The sequence below is a fragment of the Citrobacter farmeri genome (genome assembly GCF_019048065.1).
Lineage (GTDB): Bacteria > Pseudomonadota > Gammaproteobacteria > Enterobacterales > Enterobacteriaceae > Citrobacter_A > Citrobacter_A farmeri.
This window is the reverse complement of the sequence record NZ_CP077291.1, coordinates 3096992-3117260: the sequence shown is the minus strand read 5'-3', so window position 1 is coordinate 3117260 and position 20269 is coordinate 3096992. Positions and strand designations below refer to the sequence as shown.

Sequence of the window (20269 nt, the reverse complement as noted above, 5' to 3'; positions counted from 1 at the left end):
AAGTGCGGTACTCTGAGTAATTAGAGAAAAATCCTTCAGGAGAAAAGCCATGAGGTGGCAACAACGTGTTCGTGTCGCAACGGGGTTAAGTTGCTGGCAGATTATGTTGCATTTACTGGTCGTGGCGTTGTTGGTCATGGGCTGGATGAGCGGCACACTGGTGCACGTCGGCCTGGGATTATGCGTAGTGTATGGCGTGACCGTCTTACTGATGCTGGCCTTACAGCGTCATCATGAGCAGCGTTGGCGCGAAGTCGCTGACGTGCTGGAAGAACTCACCACGACCTGGTATTTCGGCGCCGCGCTGATCGTGCTGTGGCTGTTGTCCCGGGTTTTGCAAAATAACGTTCTGCTGGCGTTGGCGGGACTGGCCATTCTGGCCGGACCCGCTGTGGTTTCGCTGCTGGCGAAAGACAAAAAGCTACATGATTTTGCGTCTAAACATCGCATACGCCGCTGAGCCCGTCGTGGCCGCTATGACCAGTAGCGGCCACAAGCTTCCCCAGACAATCTGCAAACTCGCATCTTTCAAATAGATCTGCTTGGTGATATCCGTGAAATGACGGATAGGGTTTATCCACGTCAGGTTCTGCAACCAGACTGGCATATTCTCGACCGGAGAGACGTATCCTGACAGTAAAATCGCCGGCATCATAAAGACGAACACGCCGATAAACGCCTGCTGCTGCGTGGAGCAGAGCGAGGATATCAATAGTCCGAAACCCACCAGCGACAACCCGTAAATCACCATCGTGAAGTAAAACAGCGCCAGCGATCCGGCAAACGGGATCTGATACGCCCAGATACCGATTGCCAGCACGATAGAGGCCTGTCCGGTTGCGACAATCAGCGCGGGAACCGCTTTACCGATAAAGATTTGCCAGGTGGTGAGCGGCGAGACCAGCAGTTGATCCAGCGTGCCCTGTTCACGCTCGCGCGCCACGGACAGCGAAGTGACGATCATCACGCCAATGGTGGTGATCATCGCGATCAGCGACGGTACCACGAACCACTTATAGTCGAGGTTGGGGTTGTACCAGTTACGCACCACCAGCTCGCTGTTGTTGGGCTTCGGTTTGCCCTCCATCAGTTCCTGCTGATAATTCTTCACGATTTGCTGAAGATAGTTGGCAGCGATCTGCGCGCTGTTCGAGTTACGGCCATCGAGAATTAACTGCATGGGCGCAGGCTGAAAAGTGTCCAGGTTGCGCGAAAAATCTGCCGGGAAGCGCACCAGCAGCAGCGCTTTTTGCGTATCGATCGTCGGCTGGATTTCCTGCGGGCTTTTCAGCAACAGAATGTGGGTAAAGGCTTTGGCGCGGGCAAAGCGCTGGGTCAGCTCAACCGAGTGCTTCCCGTTGTCTTCGTTATAGATGGCGATAGTGGCGTTAGTCACTTCCAGCGTCGCCGCAAAGGGAAACAGAAACACCTGAATCAGCACCGGCAGAATCAGGATCGCGCGGGTCTGCGGTTCGCGTAACAGCGACTGCAGCTCTTTGCGAATTAACGTCCATAAACGATGAAACATAGTGTTGCCCTTAATACCCGATGAAGCATCTCGTAGGCCTGATAAGCGCAGCGCCATCAGGCAAATCATCAATCCAGCCGACGTTTGGTTTTTATCCACGTCAAACCAATAAACATCACCGCGGAGGCAACCAAAAACAGCACGTTGACAATCAGTACTACCGGAATATTACCGGCGAGAAACAGGCTTTGCAGCGTGCTGACGAAGTAACGAGCCGGAATAATGTAGGTCACCGCGCGGATCACCGCGGGCATACTGTCTATCTGGAAAATAAAACCTGACAGCATAATTGACGGCAAAAAGGCGGCGTTAAGCGCCACCTGGGCGGCATTAAACTGATTGCGGGTGATGGTGGAGATCAACAGCCCCATTCCCAGCGTACTGAGTAAAAACAGGCTGGTGATGAAAAACAGCAGCAGTAACGATCCGCGATAGGGGACGCCGAGAATAAACACTGACACCAACATACACAGCAGCATGGCCAGCATGCCGAGGAAGTAGTAGGGGATAAGTTTGCACAGCAGCAGCTCGGCGCGCGTCACTTCCGTGGAGAGCAACGCTTCCATCGTCCCACGTTCCCATTCGCGCGCGACGACCAGCGAGGTGAGGATCGCGCCGATCACCGTCATGATGATCGTCACCGCGCCGGGGATAATAAAATGCTGACTGATGGCCGCCGGGTTGAACCAGTAGCGGGTCTGCACCTCAATCAGCGGTTCAAACGTTTCCCCGCGATCTTCCGCCCGTTGCATCTGCCAGATCTGCCAGATCCCCTCCACATAGCCCTGCACGAAGTTGGCGGTATTGGGTTCACTGCCGTCGGTGATCACCTGAATCGGCGCGGTGTCGTTGGGGCGTGCCATCTGCTGGGCGAAATCAACCGGAATGACCACCAGTCCACGAATGCGACCGGCCTGCATCTTCTCAATCAGCGCCTGACGGTTATCGCTGATGGTGGCGTCAATGTACGGCGAACCGGTCATTGCGTGGGTAAAATCCAGCGCCTCCTCGCTTTGCTGCTCAAGCAGAATCCCGACCCGCAGCTTGCTGGAATCGAGGTTAATGCCGTAGCCAAAAATAAACAGCAGCAACAGTGGGATGACCACGGCAATCAGCCAGCTACTGGGATCGCGGACGATCTGTCGCGTCTCTTTGACGCACAGCGCCCGCACGCGACGCCAGGAGAGAAGGCGGTTACGCATTGGCATGCTCCTTATCCCAGTCATTAATCAGCCGGATAAAGGCCTGTTCCATGGTCGGGTCCGGCGTATCGTCATCGGCTGCCTGTGCTTTCAGGTCGTCCGGCGTGCCGCTGGCAATCAGCTTTCCGCGATAGACCAGGCCGATACGATCGCAATATTCTGCTTCGTCCATAAAGTGCGTCGTCACCATCACCGTCACGCCTTTTTCCACCATGCTGTTGATATGCAGCCAGAACTCGCGGCGGGTGAGGGGATCGACGCCAGAAGTGGGTTCGTCGAGAAACAGTATGTCGGGTTCATGCATCAGCGAGCAGGCCAGCGCCAGACGCTGCTTAAAGCCGAGAGGGAGTTCATCGGTGGCATGCGAGGCAATGCTTTTCAGGCCAAAAGCCTCGCTCATGCGGGCAATTTTTTCGTTCTGCGCGCGTCCTCGCAGGCCATAAACGCCGGAGAAGAAGCGCAGGTTTTGCTCCACCGTCAGGTTGCCGTACAGCGAAAATTTTTGCGCCATGTAGCCCAGATGCTGGCGTGCTTTACCGGAGCTGACTTTCAGATCCATATCCAGCACCAGCGCCTTTCCGGACGTTGGCACCAGCAGGCCGCACATCATTTTAAAGGTCGTGGATTTCCCCGCACCGTTAGGGCCCAGCAGGCCAAAAATCTCCCCGCGCTGGACGGCGAAATCGACGTGATCGGTGGCGGCGAAATCACCGAATTTCTTGGTCAGCGCCTTCGCTTCAATCACCGTCTCGCCCGGCGTCCCTTCTACGGTATGTAGAATGGCGCCCAGCGGCGATTCAGAGGTGGCAGCCCCGCCCAGCAGATCGATAAATGCGTCTTCGAAGCGTGGCGCGGTTTCGCTGATGTCAATTTCAGGCATGCCGTTGCCGCGGCGAATGTCGTCTGCCGTGGCCTCTTTTTTCAGGATCAGACGAACCGATTTCCCCTGGATCATACCGTCGCTGACCTGCGGCAGTTTCAGCGCCCGCTGGAGCAATTTACGGTTGTTTTCCTGCGGGCTATGCATCAGAAAACTGCGCCCGGCCATGGTTTGTGTCAGTTGAGTGGGGTCGCCCTGATACAGCAGTTCACCTTCATTCATCAGCAGCACGTCCCGACACTGCTCGGCTTCATCCAGATACGAGGTACTCCACAGGATCAGCATCCCGTCGCCCGCCAGTTCGTGCACCATCTGCCAGAGCTCGCGCCGTGAGATTGGGTCAACGCCGACGCCGGGTTCATCCAGTAACAGCACTTTGGGTTCGCCGACCAGCGTACAGGCCAGCCCCAGTTTCTGTTTCATCCCGCCGGAGAGTTTACCCGCCAGACGACCGGTAAACGGGCCGAGCGAGGTGAATTCCAGCAGGCGGGCAAAGGTTTTTTCCCGCACGTCGCCCGTAACGCTGCGTAAATCAGCGTACAGGTTGAGGTTCTCCATCACAGTGAGATCCTCATACAGGCCAAATTTTTGCGGCATATAGCCCAGCACCGCGTGTAGCGCGCTGTCATTTTTGATCGGATCAAAGCCAATCACCGTTGCGCTGCCGCCGTCCGGTTTCAACAAGCCGGCCAGCATTCGCATCAGCGTGGTTTTTCCGGCGCCATCCGGCCCTACCAGTCCAGTCACGTACCCGGCGTGAATCGTACAGTCGAGCGGGGCGACCGCGGGTTTTTCCAGTCCGGCAAAACGCCTGGTCAGCCCGCTTAGCGTGATGACGGCGTCATTCATGTCCAGCCTCGTTGCCGAACTTCACCGTCACCGGCATGCCCTGGCGCAAGGCGTCGTCGGCGTCGGTGACAACGATACGCAGACGGTAAACCAGATCGGTACGCAGGTCCGGCGTTTCGACCGTTTTCGGGGTAAATTCGGCCGTCGGGGAGACAAAGCCGATTTTACCGTGATAGGGCTTGTCGGGACGTCCATCGGTGTATAACAGGATTTCGCGTCCCGGCTGTGCCTGAGAAAGATGACGCTCGTCAACGTAGGCGCGCACCCAGACTGGTCGGGTGAGGGAAAGCGTCAGCACGGTCCCGCCTGCGCTGAGCATGCTGCCGGGTTCAACCGCGCGGGTTAACAGCGTGCCATTCGCCGGGGCGACAAGCGTGGTGTCATGGAGGTCGAGTTCCGCCTGTGCCAGTTGTGCCTGCGCCTGTTCAAGGCTGGCTTTCGCCTGGGCGATATCCTGTTCACGATTACCGGAGCGGTACTGACTCAGTTTGTCCTGCGCGGATTTCAACGTGGCCAACGCCTGGTCGCGGGAAGAGCGGGCATTTTCCAGATCGTTCGCGGAGATGGTGCGGCTTTTCCACAAACCCTGCTGACGGTTGTAGAAGTTCTGCGCGTAATCATAGGCAGCCTGCGCCTGTTTCACTGCTGCCGCCGCCTGGGCAATCTCTTCCTGACGATAGCCCGCCAGCATCAAATCGTACTGGGCCTGAGCGACGGAAACACCGGCTTTTGCCTGCATCAGGGCGTTCTCATAGGGAGCATGATCCAGCTCGCCCAGCACCTGTCCTGTTTTAATGGCATCCCCTTCATCGACCGCCAGTGATGCGAGTCGACCACCGACGCGAAAGCTGAGGTTAACGGTACGGATGTCCACGTTGCCGTAGAGCGTCAGTCCGTTGTCCTGCCGGCTTTGATACCACCATGTGCCACCGGCAATCACGGCGAGCAGCACCGCAATCACCAGGCCAATAACGACAGGTTTTTTCATCAGTCCAGACTCCTTTGCGATAAACCTTGCAGAATAAGATCGATATGACCGGTCACGATCTGCGTAATCAGTACCGTTTTTTCTTCATCAAACTGCGACCAGCCGGTACGTAACAGAATGGTTTCTTTACCGAGACGGAATGCCAGCACTTCGCCAAGCAGCGCGTGGGTATGCAGAATCATGCGCGTGTCGCGGGCGTCGCAGCCGGTATAGGCGGCGATGAGACGGGTCAGATGGCTGTGCAGCGGCTCGATAACCTGCTCGTGCACCCGTTGATATGCCGCGGTTGGAGAGAGTTGCTCGCGCGAGATAAATTTGCTCAGATTCACGGTGTCATCCTGGGTTAGCAGCATGATCATATTTTTGCAGGCGCGCAGAATCAGCTCGCGCATGGCCGCACGGTCGGGATGGGGCTGGGCGAATAAACGTTCGGCTTCTTCCGCGTGCGGGCGAAACTGACCGCCAATGAAATCGGCAATCCACTGGGCGCAGGCGAGGTATAAATCCTCTTTTGAACCAAAATAGTAGGTAATGGCGGCAATGTTTTGCCCGGCCTGCGCAGCAATGTCGCGAGTGGTGGCATGCAGACCATATTCGCCAAACTGTGCCAGCGCAGCGGCAATCAGCTGGTTTTTAGCCTGTTCACCTTTAGTGGTCATGGTGGGAGTATTCATCACGCGACCTAAATCTTAATCAATCGATTGATTAAGATTATGACTGAAAATCCTCCTTGTCCAGTCTGGTCGTTTATTTTGTCTTTTCCAGTGACAGGGATAATTTATGCGGTGTGTCACAAAAACTGCTACACTCCGCCCCTTCATGACATTGTGGTTTTTGTCATTCCCAAATTGTATGTATCTCCCTGAAAACGACACCGGGAACGGTCGGGGCGGTTCGGAGTAGTTATGTCTTTTGATTCCCTGGGTTTAAATCCTGATATTCTGCGCGCCATTGCCGAGCAGGGTTACCGTGAACCTACCCCAATTCAGCAGCAGGCCATCCCTGCGGTGCTGGAAGGTCGCGACCTGATGGCAAGTGCGCAGACCGGTACCGGTAAAACGGCGGGCTTTACGCTGCCGCTGTTACAGCACCTTATTACTAAGCAGCCGCACGGCAAAGCACGTCGCCCGGTACGGGCGCTGATCCTGACGCCGACGCGTGAACTGGCGGCGCAGATTGGCGAAAACGTCCGTGATTACAGCAAGTATCTGAATATCCGTTCGCTGGTGGTTTTTGGTGGCGTGAGCATTAACCCGCAGATGATGAAACTGCGCGGTGGCGTCGATGTGCTGGTGGCAACGCCGGGCCGCTTGCTGGATCTGGAACACCAGAACGCGGTGAAACTGGATCAGATTGAGATTCTGGTGCTGGATGAAGCGGACCGTATGCTGGATATGGGCTTTATTCACGATATTCGCCGTGTATTAGCGAAACTGCCGGCGAAGCGTCAAAACCTGCTGTTCTCTGCGACATTCTCTGATGAGATCAAGGCGCTGGCCGAAAAGCTGCTGCATAACCCACTGGAAATAGAAGTGGCACGCCGCAACACGGCTTCAGAGCAGGTTACGCAGCACGTGCATTTCGTCGATAAGAAACGCAAACGCGAGCTGTTATCGCAGATGATCGGCCAGGGGAACTGGCAGCAGGTGCTGGTGTTTACCCGGACTAAACACGGCGCCAACCACCTGGCGGAACAACTGAACAAAGATGGCATTCGCAGTGCGGCGATCCACGGCAACAAGAGCCAGGGAGCGCGTACCCGTGCACTGGCTGATTTTAAATCCGGTGACATTCGCGTGCTGGTGGCAACGGATATTGCTGCGCGTGGTCTGGATATTGAAGAACTGCCGCACGTGGTCAACTACGAGCTGCCGAATGTTCCGGAAGATTATGTGCATCGTATCGGCCGTACCGGGCGTGCTGCGGCGACCGGTGAAGCGCTGTCGCTGGTTTGTGTTGATGAGCACAAACTGCTGCGTGATATCGAAAAATTGCTGAAAAAAGAGATTCCGCGTATTACAACGCCAGGCTATGAGCCGGACCCGTCGATTAAAGCTGAGCCGATCCAGAATGGTCGCCAGCAGCGTAGTGGCGGTGGTCGAGGCCGTGGGCAAGGGCAGGGCGCGGGGCGCGCACAGCAGCCGCGTCGTCAGGACGGTGGCGCGCCAAAAGCCGGCGCTAAACCTTCACGCCGCACAGGCGATGCGAAACCGGCTGGCGAAAAGCCACGTCCGCCGCGCCGTCCACGCAGAATTACGCCAGTACAATAAGGGGTCAGGGGAACCTGATACTCTGAGAAATTTTACGTTCACTTTGTATTCAGTGATTCTCTGAAACCACAGCACACGTGAACGTGCAAGGGAGGCTCGCCGCCGCCTCCCTTGCAACCCTGGCTCCCGGCGAGGAAAATCGCCACTTCGTGGTTCATTCGCCTTATGCCGTCTGCCTTTCGGGTCGGGGCCGAGCCTGCATCCCTGCAGGCCGTCCCCTCCGCCCGCTTCCCTGCGGGCGGACCCGGTCAGCCGTCAACGACTCATCGATTTTCACGCCGGACCAACGGCATCGCTTCGATTCTCTGCTCTACAAACAAATTCTTTTCGCTGTTAAAAAGACAAATCGCAGTGATGGTCGGGTATGGATTGGTCCGGCTGAAAATTGCCGACGTGTTTCCGTAGGGCTGGGGGGAACCCGCAGGGATGCGGGTTCAGGGGGCGCGAAGCAGGGATGCTGAGTCGCGCCCGACCCGAGAGCCTGGAGGAATAAGCGGAGGGTATCGCGAAGCGACAATTTTCCCGCCGGGAGCCTGGATTGTTAAGGAGGCGGCGGCGAGCCTCCTTAACACGTTCACAGGTGCTGGTGCACCAGACAAGCTGCGAACATGAGGTGAACGTAAACCATTACCGGTGGTGGCATGCGTATGTAAAATCCCCTCATTCCCCTGAATTCTGCGATTTCAACACAATAGAGCAGGTATACCTTCCCGCCGGGTGAATCGAAATGGTGGTCTCAAACACCTTTCCGTCACGATCCCGATAGCGTCGCACAATGCGCATCCCTGGAGAATCCGGCTCGACATTCAGTATTTTCGCAATTTTCTTCGGTACGCCAACGGCGGTGATCGTCTGATGCACTTCGTGGCTTTTAATCCCGTAGTGCGTTTCGATCAGATCGCTAATCAGCGAATGTGGATCGTCACGAATAAACGTACGCAGCCTGGAGTAATCGGTACTGGCGTAACTGTCCGTCCAGCAAATAGGAGCGTCCGGATTTTGCGCATCCTCACGAATACTGGCGATATGCAGCCAGCGCGACCCGGGCGGACAATCTATCAACTGAGAAAGCTCAATATCCGCCACAATCTCGTCGATCTTCTTTATCACCCGCTGGTTGTTTTTCGCCAACAACAGCAGATCTTCCAGATGCGACAGCGGATGGTTAACCCCGCTCGTCTGCGGTTCACATACGCGCGTACCCGCACCCTTACGCCGCGAAATCAGCCCTTGTTCCGTTAATTCCCGCAACGCTTCGCGCATGGTGTGACGGCTCACCTGCCAGGTTTCACACAGTTCCATTTCCGTCGGAAACAACGAACCGGGCGGATAAATTCCCGTCGAGATTTGATGGGCCAGTTCACGGGCTATCCGCTTGTACAGAGATTCTTTCATCGCAGTTTCATCAAATAATTAATGATCACAGTCACAAAAATGGGTACGGACTATTCCCTACATACATCATGATTATTATAAATGTCCGTACATTCTAAATGTACGGACATTATATTATGTTCGGACATTTCATTTATTCCGGTTAACGTGTAAACCGGGCCAGATACTCATCTTATCACTATCGGATTAAACCGGGGGATTTATGGCTTCGAATGTAATGGATTCTGTTTTATTTAGAGATTCTTTTGGTACACCGGCAATGCGCGCGGTGTTTGATGACTACGAACTCATTCGCAAATATGTCGAAGTTGAGGTCGCACTCGCCAGGGCACAGGCGCGCTGCGGGGTGATCCCGGAAGCGGCAGCTAACGAGATAGCCGAAAAGTGCAATGCCGATACGCTGGATTTTGATTTGCTGCGCCATGAGACAGAAATCGTCGGTTACCCGATCCTGCCGCTTGTTCACCAGATTTCAAAGCAGGCCGGCGAGTCTGGCGGCTATGTACACTGGGGAGCGACGACGCAGGACATTATGGACACGGCGGTGGTTCTGCAAATCCGTGATGCCTTTGAACTGATCGAGGCGGATATGGATCGCTTGCGTGCGACGCTGGCTGACCTGGCGCTGCGCTATCGTGACACGCCGATGGCCGGACGCACTCACTTACAGCAGGCGCTGCCGGTGACTTTTGGCTATAAAGCCGCGATCTGGCTGGACATGTTTGAACGCCACGCCGAACGTCTGCAACAGGCGCGTCCCCGCGTGCTGGTCGGTGAATTTGCCGGGGCTGCCGGAACGCTGGCATCGCTGGGTGATAAAGGATTAGCGGTACAAAAAGCGCTGATGGAAGAGTTGGGTCTTAACGTGCCGACCTCCACCTGGCACGTGGCGCGCGATGGCTTTGCCGAAGCGGTGAACCTGCTGGCGGTGATGACCGGTTCGCTAGGGAAAATTGCTTATGATGTGATGCTGATGGCGTCTAATGAGTTTGGTGAACTGTATGAACCGTTCGTGAAAGGGCGCGGTGCGAGCAGTACGATGCCGCAAAAACGCAATCCTATCTCCAGCGAACTGATGCTGGCCTGCGCGAAAGGCGTTCGTCAACAGGCCGGACTGATGCTGGATGCGATGGTTCAGGATCTGGAACGCGCTACCGGGCCATGGCATGCGGAGTGGATTGCGATCCCGGAAAGTTTCGTGCTGAGCGCAGGGGCGCTGCATCAGGCCAATTTTATGCTGGCAGGGTTGGAAGTTGATGAAGCAGCAATGAAGCGTAATCTCGGAATGACCAATGGTCTGATTGTGGCAGAAGCGGTGATGATGGGGCTGGCCCCGTACATCGGTCGCCAGGACGCCCACGACGTGGTGTATGACGCCTGTCGTATCGTCAACGAGAAGGGCGGTCACCTGGCTGACGTGCTGAATGCGATGCCAACAGTGGCGCAGCGACTGAATCCGCAACTGATTAACCGACTGACCGATCCGGCAAATTATCTGGGCATGGCACCTGAAATGGTCGATCAGGTGCTGTCCAGGTATCAGTCACGGAAATGAACGTTCTCGTGCTAACGGAATAAGGATATTGCTATGTCTACAAATTCTGTCGCGGGAAAGAAATTTATCTCATTTCTGATCCCGCTGGTGATTGGTGCCGTCATTTGGTTTATTCCCGTCCCTGACGGGTTAACGCCGGCGGCCTGGCATATGTTTGCGATTTTCGCCGCCACCATTGCGGCGATCCTGACCCAACCGCTCCCTTCGGGGGCGGTCATGCTGATTGCGCTTTGCGTGGTCATCTTTAGCAAAACGTTGACCGAGGCGAAGGCGCTGTCGGGCTTTGCCTCTGGCACCGTGTGGCTGATTTTCTGCGCTTACGTGCTCTCGCTGGGGTTTGTTACCTCCGGGCTGGGGAAACGTATTGCCTATAAAATGCTGTCGCTGTTTGGCGGAAGCAGCCTGGGAATTGCCTATTCACTTGGCGTTTCAGACCTGATTATGGCCCCGGCGATGCCTTCTGTGACGGCGCGTTCTGGCGGAATTATTTTCCCCATCGCTCGCTCAATCAACGACGTACTCGGCTCGGCGCCCGGCGCAACCGGTAAGCGGATTGGCGATTTCTTAACGATGGTCTGCTTTCAGTTTACGCCGATCACCGGGGCGATATTTTTGACGGGGATGGCAGCGAACCCGCTGGTAGCAAGCCTGGCAAAATCCACACTGGGTCTGGATATCACCTGGGGCGGCTGGTTTATTTCCGCGGTGGTGCCGGCGATGGTTTGTTTTTGCCTGATGCCGCTGCTGGTCTACAAGCTGTTGGATCCGGAACTAAAGCACACACCGGAAGCCAAAGCGATGGGCAAACAGTCGCTCAGCGAACTGGGCGGTATGAGCAGTAATGAGAAAAAAGTGGCCGTAGGCTTTGTGCTGGCGCTGGTGGGCTGGGGAACCAGTCTGATCACCGGTATCTCCGCGACGTCGGTTGGGCTGGGTCTGGCGGCCTATCTGTTTGCGACCGGTGCGGTAAGCTGGAAGAGCCTCCTTAATGACCATGCGGCGTGGGACACGGTGATTTGGTTCAGCGTGATTATCAGCCTGGCGACCGGCCTGGCGGATCTGGGATTCATCAAATGGATGACAGTGAAGTTGGGCAGTGGAATTCAGGGATTCGGCGCGATGGAAGCTTTTATCGTGCTCGGCGTCCTGTACATCTACGTCCACTATCTGTTTGCCACCGCCACGGGGCACGTTGCCGCACTGTACGCACCGTTTGCCGCCACGGCGATTGCGGCCGGGGCACCGCCGATGATGGTGGCTATCTGTTTCGGTATTTTCAGCAACCTGATGTGGGGGAACACCGAGTACGGCGGCGGACCAGGTCCTATCTACTTTGCGCAAGGCTATTTCGAACGGCCACGGTTCTACAGAATCAACCTGTGTGTGGTGACGTTCAATGTGATCATCATCTTCGCGGTTGGCATGTTGTGGTGGAAGCTGCTGGGTTACTATTAAGTCGCCGCGCAGCAGCCTGATGGCGCTGCGCTTATCCGGCCAGGAGTATGCTTAAACGCAGGCCGGATAAGGCGCAAGCCGCCATCCGGCACTTCGCCTCCAGGTTGCGAAGCGCTTTCCAGAACCGGCAAAAAAGATACGTTCCAGGCCTGAAATGTGCCACAATAGTGGCTGTTTATACAGTATTTCAGGTTTTCTCATGGCATTAACTGCTGCGCTCAAAGCGCAAATCGCCGCCTGGTATAAGGCGCTTCAGGAACAGATCCCCGACTTTATCCCCCGTGCGCCGCAGCGGCAGATGATTGCCGATGTCGCGAAAACGCTGACCGGAGAAGAAGGGCGTCATCTGGCGATTGAAGCACCCACCGGGGTGGGGAAAACCCTGTCTTATCTCCTTCCCGGCATTGCCATTGCGCGGGAAGAGCAAAAAACGCTGGTAGTCAGTACCGCCAACGTGGCGTTGCAGGATCAGATCTACAGTAAAGATCTGCCGCTACTGCGCAAAATCATTCCCGATCTTCGCTTTACCGCCGCGTTTGGCCGCGGCCGCTATGTGTGTCCGCGAAATCTGACCGCGCTGGCCAGTACTGAACCCACTCAGCAGGATCTGCTCGCGTTTCTTGACGATGAACTCACGGCGAACAACAAGGAAGAACAGAAGCGCTGCGCAAAGCTGAAAGGCGACCTTGACAGCTACAAGTGGGACGGCCTGCGCGATCATACGGATATCGCGATTGATGACGATCTCTGGCGGCGATTGAGCACCGACAAAGCCAGCTGTCTGAACCGCAACTGTCATTACTATCGTGAGTGCCCGTTCTTTGTAGCGCGTCGTGAGATTCAGGAAGCAGAAGTGGTGGTGGCAAACCATGCGCTGGTAATGGCGGCAATGGAAAGCGAAGCGGTGTTGCCGGACCCGAAAAATCTGCTGTTGGTGCTGGATGAAGGCCATCACCTGCCGGACGTCGCCCGCGATGCGCTGGAAATGAGTGCCGAAATCACTGCCCCCTGGTATCGCCTGCAACTGGATCTGTTCGGCAAACTGGTGGCGACCTGCATGGAGCAGTTTCGTCCCAAAACCACGCCGCCGCTGGCGAATCCGGAGCGTTTAAACGCCCATTGCGAAGAGCTGTATGAGCTTATCGCCTCGCTTAACAGCATCCTCAATCTGACTATGCCTGCCGGGCAGGAAGCGGAACATCGCTTTGCGATGGGAACACTCCCGGATGAAGTGATGGAAATTTGCCAACGGCTGGCGAAACTCACCGAAACGCTGCGCGGCCTGGCGGAGTTATTTTTGAACGATCTCAGCGAGAAAACGGGCAGTCATGATGTTGTGCGCCTGCATCGGGCTATTTTGCAGATGAATCGCGCGTTGGGGATGTTTGAGGCGCAAAGCAAACTGTGGCGGCTGGCCTCACTGGCCCAGTCGTCCGGTGCGCCGGTGTCGAAATGGGTGACGCGCGATATGCGTGACGGGCAGCCTCACGTCTGGTTTCACTGTGTGGGGATCCGCGTGAGCGATCAGCTGGAGCGGTTACTCTGGCGCAGCGTACCGCATATTATTGTCACTTCCGCCACGCTGCGTTCGCTTAACAGTTTTTCGCGTCTGCAGGAGATGAGCGGTCTGAAAGAGAAAGCCGGAGACCGCTTTGTCGCGCTCGATTCGCCGTTTAACCACGTCAAACAGGGCAAAATCATTATTCCGCAGATGCGCTATGAGCCGCTGATTGACAGCGAAGAGCAGCATATCGCGGAGATGGCCGCCTATTTTCGCGAACAGCTGGAAAGTAAAAAACATACCGGCATGCTGGTATTGTTTGCCAGCGGACGGGCAATGCAGCGATTTCTGGAACACGTCACCGATCTGCGTTTGTTGCTGCTGGTCCAGGGTGACCAGCCGCGCTATCGGTTGGTGGAGTTGCACCGTAAGCGGGTAGAGAACGGCGAGCGTAGCGTGTTGGTTGGGTTGCAATCTTTCGCCGAAGGGCTGGATCTAAAAGGCGATTTGCTCAGTCAGGTACATATTCACAAAATTGCCTTCCCCCCCATCGACAGCCCGGTGGTGATCACTGAAGGCGAGTGGCTCAAAAGCCTCAATCGTTATCCCTTTGAAGTGCAGAGTCTGCCCGCTGCCTCGTTTAATCTTATCCAGCAGGTGGGGCGTCTGATTCGTAGCCACGGCTGCTGGGGAGAAGTGGTGATTTACGATAAGCGTCTGTTGACCAAAAATTATGGCAAGCGTTTACTGGATGCATTACCTGTTTTTCCCATAGAGCAACCCGCTGTGCCAGACGTTATAGTAAAGGCAAAAGAAAAAGCGAAACCCGCGCGCCGTCGGCGTAAATAACGTGAGTGTGAGGCAAGGAGTTTTCGATGGATTACCGCAAAATTATTAAAGAGATTGGCCGGGGCAAAAACCATGCCCGCGATCTGGACCAGGACACCGCCCGCGGTCTGTATACCCACATGCTTAACGGGGACGTGCCTGAACTGGAGATTGGCAGCGTGCTGATTGCGTTGCGTATTAAAGGGGAAGGGGAAGCCGAAATGTTGGGCTTTTATGAGGCGATGCAAAACCATTCCATTACGCTGACCCCGCCGGTTGCCAAACCGATGCCGATTGTTATTCCCAGCTATAACGGCGCGCGTAAACAGGCGAACCTGACGCCGCTACTGGCCATTTTATTGCACAAGCTGGGGTTTCCAGTGGTGGTGCATGGGGTGAGTGAAGATCCGACCCGCGTGCTTACGGAAACCATTTTCGAACTGATGGGGATTGCACCGACGCGACACGCCGGTCAAGCGCAGGCGAAGCTGGATGGGCATCAGCCGGTCTTTATTCCAGTGAGTACGCTCTGTCCGCCGCTGGAAAAGCAACTGGCAATGCGCTGGCGGCTGGGCGTGCGTAACAGCGCACATACGCTGGCGAAACTGGCGACGCCGTTTGCCGAGGATGCCGCACTGCGTCTGGCCAGTGTGTCGCACCCGGAATATGTGCCGCGCGTAGCGAAATTCTTCAGTGATATTGGCGGGCGTGGGCTGCTGATGCACGGCACTGAAGGTGAGGTTTACGCCAACCCGCAACGCTGTCCACAGATCAGCCTGATTGATAGCACCGGCTCACGGGTGTTACAGAATCGACAAAGCGAAATGCCTGACGAACCCGTACCGCTGCCTGCGGCGAAGGATCCTGAGACGACCGCGCGCTGGATAGAACGCTGCCTGGCGGGAAGCGAACCGGTACCGGCATCGTTGAAAATCCAGATGGCCTGTTGCCTGTTGGCAACGGCAGAAGTGGCAACACTCGAGGAAGGACTGGCGCGGGTGAACGACAGTTTTTAGCACGCCAGATAAAAAAAAGCCCGTCCAGTGGCGGACGGGCAAATAAGGGTAATTCAGGTTCAATGAGGGTTGGAGCAGGGTGTCTGTTGGCAGCAGACGGGGTAAAACTTATTTGTAGATAACAGCAGTACCGCTCATTTTGTTGTTGTTGTTGGCAGAGGTGATGCTGTAACCGCTCGCGCCAGCGGCAGCGGCTTTCTCAGCCAGTTTTGCTTCCAGGCCGTCCAGTGTCGTTGCGCCTTCCGCAGAAACCACACCGATTTTACTCATGCTTTGCGCCTGAGCAGCCGTAACAGGTTCGGCAGCGAAAACGCCAAAAGACAGGGTAGACAGGGCAACAGCGGCAACAGCATATTTGATAGTTTTCATTGTTAATCTCTCGCAGGTTATTTATTAAGGAAGACGATGTTCCGTCGATGTGATGAGTATCACGCTTTTATCCGAGAGATAAAATCGAAGAGAATTGACGTCATTCATCAAAAAAATTGAATGACAAATAACTTATTGATTATTAATTAATTCACCAGACGAATTTACGGTTCTTCGACGTTCGCTTTACAGTTGAAAGCTGAACGGCACGTTTTGCTACGCAGAATGCGATTTAACGTGAGCGTAAGCGAAACGGCATGTTCTCTATATCTCTGTAAAAATAGGTCAACGTAGCTGGCTGTCTTTTGAACCTCTACGGTTATATCCCGTATAGGATGAGTTTTTTGAATCTTTCTCCTGTTGGCAGTTGAGGCACAGTCTTACGCCGGGCACCGCCTGTCGGCGCGCTTCGGGGATGGGGTCGCCACATTCTTCACATTCATACAGGCTATCACCGCGCGGAATTTCACCTCTTGCACGGGCGACAGCATCTTCAATAGTACTGTTGATCTGTTCGTTCACAGCGTCATCATTTGCCCAACCCGAGGCCATAGCGATATTCTCCTCACGCTTTATCAAGAGGTCATTATAGTCAAAATGGGGTCAAAAATTGCGCAGTCAAGGGGGGATTGCCCGATAAGCAAAGTTGCTATCGGGCAGGTCGTGGGGAAGGTTACTTGTAAATGGTGGCAGTACCGTACATCTGGTTCTTACCGCCTGCAGAATTAACCACAAAGCCTTTCGCGCCTTGTTCTTGCGCTTTTTCCGCCAGTTTATCTTCCAGGTCACTCAGGTTGGTTGCGCCAGTCGCAGAGACGGTACCTGACGCACGTAGCTGACCGGTATCGGGGCTATTGAGTGGCTGTGCTGCTGATGCCGCGAATGCCACACCGGCAAGCGTGGTGGCGACGAGTAATGCGAGGCATTTTTTCATGATGCTCTCCTCAGTGAAACAACGTGTAGTGCCAGATAAGTTTAGGTCGTCAGTGCGGCTGAAATGGCGTAAAAAATTGATGATGATCTGCTTAAAATTTGAACGATAAATGTTGACGTATGTTGACAAATCAATGACATGCATATCACTGATTTTTGGGTGATTTACGCCGCTTTGTTCCATTCCGTGATTTATCGCGCCGCAACGACGCGGTTGTTTCTCATCAACCTGGTTTACCGCGTGGCGTTATGCGGGTATCTTACGCCGCTGTTAAAAGGAGAATGCTATGTCCCCCCAGAAACCGGGCTTACACCCGCGTAACCGTCATCACAGTCGCTACGATCTTGCCTCACTCTGCAAAAGCACGCCTGAGCTGGCACAGTATCTCGTCCTGACCCCCGCAGGCGAGCAAAGCGTTGATTTTGCCAATCCGCTGGCGGTAAAGGCGCTGAATAAGGCGCTGCTGGCGCATTTCTATGGGGTGGCAAACTGGGATATTCCTGAAGGTTTTTTATGTCCGCCTGTGCCAGGGCGTGCAGATTACATTCATCATCTGGCCGATCTTCTTGCTGAGACCTCGGGAAGTGTGCCAACCCAGGCCACGATCCTTGATGTCGGCGTCGGGGCAAACTGTATTTATCCGCTGATTGGCGTGCATGAGTATGGCTGGCGCTTTACGGGCAGCGAGACGCACGAGCAGGCGTTAGCCAGCGCGCAGGCGATTATCAGTGCCAATCCGGGACTAACGCGTGCGATTCGCCTGCGTCGGCAGAAATCCCCTGCGGCTATCTTTAACGGTATCATTCATAAGAATGAGCAATATGATGCAACACTGTGCAACCCGCCGTTTCATGACTCTGCCGCCTCTGCCCGGGCAGGGAGCGAGCGCAAACGCCGCAACCTCGGACAGAATAAAGACGATGCGCTGAACTTCGGCGGTCAGCAGCAGGAGCTATGGTGCGAAGGGGGCGAAGTGGCATTTATCAAAACGATGATTGCTGAAAGTCAGGCCTTTGGCCGTCAGGTCATGTGGTTTACTACGCTGGTATCTCGCGGTGAAAACCTGCCGCCACTTTACCGCGCGCTGACAGACGTGGGGGCGGTCAGGGTGGTGAAAAAAGAGATGGCCCAGGGGCAAAAGCAGAGTCGCTTTATCGCCTGGACCTTTATGGATGACGACCAGCGCCGCCGTTTTAGCACGCGAAAACGCTAGAGGGTCGGCTCGCCGGGCGGCAGCGGCGCCGGTGCGGTCGGCGCTGTCGGTGTCGTTGGCGTGGCGGGCAGTACCTGATAAGTTTGCACCGGCGGGCGAACGCCAGCCAGGTCGAAATGTTTTTTCACCTGGCTGTCCAGCGCGAAGCGGACCGTCCACTGTTTCAGCGGCAGCGTGGTGAACGATACCCTCAGCGTAAATGCCGTGTTGGTTAATCCGACAATCCCGGCAAACGACGGCTCACCAATAATCAGCCCTCGCACATCTTCGGTTTCCATCACCGCAGCGACCGCATCTTTCAGCGCCTGATTAGCTTTATCGGCATCTTCATGGCGATCCACATCGTAATTGGCGACCACCGACCCAATACCGCGGACAAAGTTGGCGAAGGTGGTGATAGATGACCACGGAATAATATGGTATGCCCCGGTGTCCTGGCGTACGCCAACGGAGCGAATGGACATGCGTTCTACCGTTCCGGTTAACGGCCCGATAGTGACCAGATCCCCGGTGTTCATACCATTTTCGAACTGAATAAAGACCCCCGTAATAATATCTTTCACCAGAGTTTGCGAACCAAATGAAATCGCCAACCCCAGTGCTCCGGCCCCGGCCAACAGGGGGGCGATGTTAACGCCAATTTCCGAGAGCACAATCATGATGGTGATCGTACTGATGATCACCGCCAGCGCGTTTCGAAACAGCGTTAACAGCGTGCGGGTACGTGCACTGGGCAGGGGACGGCCATGAATATCAGAGGCTAGCCGGTTTTCGATCAGGCTGGCAAGTAGCGTCCAGCCGACCGCCGAGAAAAACAGGATCAGCGCAATGCGGATCAGAATATCGACCGTCTTCTCACCGGCGCCGTTGTGCAGCCAGTTCCAGAAATCAAACAGTCCCCATGCGTTTAACAGCAACATGATGGCGACGCATACCGTCAGGATCCGCGCCACGTTCAATGCGCTAGAGAGCCAGCCGTTAAGCCGCTTTTGCAGTTCGGGGTAATTACGCTGTGTATGTGGGGAGAGGGTGATAGTTTTGGCGATCCAGCGGGTGAACATCCCGGAAACGAAGGCCGCAATGCCGACGATCGCGAGGCTGCGCACCGTCGCCCCCATCATAAACTTCAGGCTGTTGCCAGGGTCGAACAGCGAAAAGAAAAACAGGACGATAAAATAGGCGCTCGCCAGCCAGTGCCAGACCAGCGCGAAGGCGCGGATAAACAGGCTGAAAAAGGCCAGTGAACGTTCCGCCAGATTCAGCAGGTGCTGGGTAATCTCTTTCTTGTTACGAAAGATCAGATACAGCGCCCACAGCGTGATACACAGCATGATGACCACGTTGGCCATCGCTCCGACCTGCACGTTCACCTGATTGGAGATAATGGGAACCGCGACGATCAGACCATAGCCAATCAGGCTGCTCAGCGAACTCAGTCGCCGGTTCCAGTAGCGGGCGCTGGCATCCTGAATGTTAAATGGCCGCAGTTCTGCCACATTCGGACAAAAAATCAGTCGCAGAATCGCTTTGAAAAATTCGATAAGTGCAAAGGCGTTCAGAAACAGTCCTTGCTGAAACGCGATGGTGCGGCTGCCAGCATTTAGCCTGTCGCTCAGTAACTGACCGACAAACAGGGTCAACGCCAGCAGAAGCAGGTCAATAATAAAGGCGCCAACAATCATTGTTGGTAGCTGGAGCCAGTTGCTGCGCTCACGGTTCTTTTTCCGCGCCCAGTTACCCATTTTGCGATACAACGGCAGCGCGCACAGACGGATCAACCAGTAGAAGCTGAACACCGAGGCGGCCAGCATCAGAAAGTGGCTAAGGGCATTATTAAAGGTCTGGCTGTTAAACGGCTTGTGAGGGGCATCGGTGATATTGCGATAGAGTTGGGCGAAGCGGTCAGACAGCGCTTCGCCGTAATGGCGGCTGAGCTCGGTGACGTTCTCCAGCACTGTTTTTTCTTCAACGACTACCGGAGGCGTGATTTTTGGCACCGGGTCTGGCGGCGGCGTGGCGGCGACGGTACGCAACTGGTCAATCAGCTCCTTGCGCGATGTGTCATTTTCCAGCACATCGGCCAGCGCCCCGTAGGCGGCTTTCTTTTGCTCGAGGTCAGGTTCTGGCGCAGGAGTGGTTTGTGCACCAGCATCTGTGCCGGTCGTGACGCCGGGAACGGTCACCGCCTGGGCCGGCGTGCCCAACAGGCAAAAGAGGATGAACAGGATCCACCGCATGACTCCTCCAGTGAGAAAACAGAACAAAAAGATAAGTATAGCTGCTGGA

17 protein-coding genes are annotated in these 20269 nt (G+C 55.3%); 7 read left to right on the top strand and 10 right to left on the bottom strand.

Annotated features, from left to right (window positions below):
- Positions 1 to 49 precede the first annotated feature (49 nt).
- Positions 50 to 460, top strand: a complete 411-nt coding sequence (locus tag I6L53_RS14665) for a YbhQ family protein (protein WP_042320461.1) — start codon at positions 50 to 52, stop codon at positions 458 to 460.
- Here I6L53_RS14665 and I6L53_RS14660 read toward each other — a convergent pair.
- From I6L53_RS14660 to cecR, 5 genes are all read right to left on the bottom strand, one after another.
- Entirely contained in the window at positions 422 to 1528 is a 1107-nt protein-coding gene (locus I6L53_RS14660; protein WP_042320568.1) for an ABC transporter permease, read from the bottom strand. The genes I6L53_RS14665 and I6L53_RS14660 overlap by 39 nt on opposite strands.
- Positions 1529 to 1596: 68 nt before the next feature.
- A complete protein-coding gene (locus I6L53_RS14655) occupies positions 1597 to 2730 on the bottom strand; it encodes an ABC transporter permease (protein WP_042320458.1) in 1134 nt (377 codons plus the stop codon).
- Positions 2723 to 4459: an ATP-binding cassette domain-containing protein gene (locus I6L53_RS14650; protein WP_042320456.1), complete on the bottom strand. Its 1737-nt coding sequence runs from the start codon at positions 4457 to 4459 to the stop codon at positions 2723 to 2725. The genes I6L53_RS14655 and I6L53_RS14650 overlap by 8 nt, the downstream gene beginning before the upstream one ends.
- A complete protein-coding gene (gene hlyD / locus I6L53_RS14645; protein ID WP_042320454.1) occupies positions 4452 to 5447 on the bottom strand; it encodes a secretion protein HlyD in 996 nt (331 codons plus the stop codon). The genes I6L53_RS14650 and hlyD overlap by 8 nt, the downstream gene beginning before the upstream one ends.
- Entirely contained in the window at positions 5447 to 6121 is a 675-nt protein-coding gene (gene cecR, locus I6L53_RS14640; protein ID WP_042320452.1) for a transcriptional regulator CecR, read from the bottom strand. Before cecR ends, hlyD begins: the two co-directional genes overlap by 1 nt.
- 231 nt (positions 6122 to 6352) lie before the next feature.
- Here cecR and rhlE point away from each other — a divergent pair, with 231 nt between their 5' ends.
- Positions 6353 to 7717 (top strand): ATP-dependent RNA helicase RhlE, encoded by a 1365-nt coding sequence (gene rhlE / locus I6L53_RS14635; RefSeq protein ID WP_042320449.1) that lies wholly within the window; start codon positions 6353 to 6355, stop codon positions 7715 to 7717.
- A 660-nt stretch (positions 7718 to 8377) separates the two neighbouring features.
- Here the strand turns inward: rhlE and I6L53_RS14630 are convergent.
- Positions 8378 to 9112, bottom strand: coding sequence for a GntR family transcriptional regulator (locus I6L53_RS14630; RefSeq protein WP_042320448.1), 735 nt, complete (start codon positions 9110 to 9112; stop codon positions 8378 to 8380).
- A gap of 202 nt (positions 9113 to 9314) precedes the next feature.
- Between I6L53_RS14630 and pcaB the strand changes: the two genes are divergently transcribed.
- The 4 genes from pcaB (at position 9315) to ybiB (ending at position 15467) form a co-directional block, all read left to right on the top strand.
- Positions 9315 to 10667, top strand: a complete 1353-nt coding sequence (pcaB, locus tag I6L53_RS14625) for a 3-carboxy-cis,cis-muconate cycloisomerase (RefSeq protein ID WP_042320447.1) — start codon at positions 9315 to 9317, stop codon at positions 10665 to 10667.
- 33 nt (positions 10668 to 10700) lie between these two features.
- On the top strand, positions 10701 to 12122 hold the full coding sequence (locus I6L53_RS14620; RefSeq protein WP_042320446.1) for a DASS family sodium-coupled anion symporter: 1422 nt from the start codon (positions 10701 to 10703) through the stop codon (positions 12120 to 12122).
- Positions 12123 to 12321: 199 nt separating this feature from the next.
- On the top strand, positions 12322 to 14472 hold the full coding sequence (gene dinG / locus I6L53_RS14615; protein WP_042320443.1) for an ATP-dependent DNA helicase DinG: 2151 nt from the start codon (positions 12322 to 12324) through the stop codon (positions 14470 to 14472).
- Positions 14473 to 14498: 26 nt separating this feature from the next.
- On the top strand, positions 14499 to 15467 hold the full coding sequence (gene ybiB / locus I6L53_RS14610; RefSeq protein ID WP_042320442.1) for a DNA-binding protein YbiB: 969 nt from the start codon (positions 14499 to 14501) through the stop codon (positions 15465 to 15467).
- Positions 15468 to 15575: 108 nt separating this feature from the next.
- Here ybiB and ybiJ read toward each other — a convergent pair whose 3' ends face one another.
- From ybiJ to mcbA, 3 genes are all read right to left on the bottom strand, one after another.
- The gene (gene ybiJ, locus I6L53_RS14605) at positions 15576 to 15836 is read right to left on the bottom strand and encodes a DUF1471 family protein YbiJ (protein ID WP_042320440.1); all 261 of its coding nucleotides are present in this window, start codon (positions 15834 to 15836) and stop codon (positions 15576 to 15578) included.
- A 285-nt stretch (positions 15837 to 16121) separates the two neighbouring features.
- Positions 16122 to 16388 (bottom strand): DksA/TraR family C4-type zinc finger protein, encoded by a 267-nt coding sequence (locus I6L53_RS14600; RefSeq protein ID WP_042320438.1) that lies wholly within the window; start codon positions 16386 to 16388, stop codon positions 16122 to 16124.
- Between the two features lie 121 nt (positions 16389 to 16509).
- Complete coding sequence (gene mcbA / locus I6L53_RS14595; protein ID WP_042320566.1) at positions 16510 to 16770, bottom strand: DUF1471 family periplasmic protein McbA; 261 nt, start codon at positions 16768 to 16770, stop codon at positions 16510 to 16512.
- A 286-nt stretch (positions 16771 to 17056) separates the two neighbouring features.
- On the opposite strand from mcbA, the gene rlmF reads away from it, so the two are divergent.
- Positions 17057 to 17983 (top strand): 23S rRNA (adenine(1618)-N(6))-methyltransferase RlmF, encoded by a 927-nt coding sequence (gene rlmF / locus I6L53_RS14590; RefSeq protein ID WP_042320437.1) that lies wholly within the window; start codon positions 17057 to 17059, stop codon positions 17981 to 17983.
- Here rlmF and ybiO read toward each other — a convergent pair.
- Positions 17980 to 20220 carry a mechanosensitive channel protein gene (gene ybiO / locus I6L53_RS14585; protein WP_042320434.1) on the bottom strand — a complete coding sequence of 747 codons (2241 nt, stop codon included), beginning with the start codon at positions 20218 to 20220 and terminating at the stop codon, positions 17980 to 17982. The genes rlmF and ybiO overlap by 4 nt on opposite strands.
- Positions 20221 to 20269 lie beyond the last annotated feature (49 nt).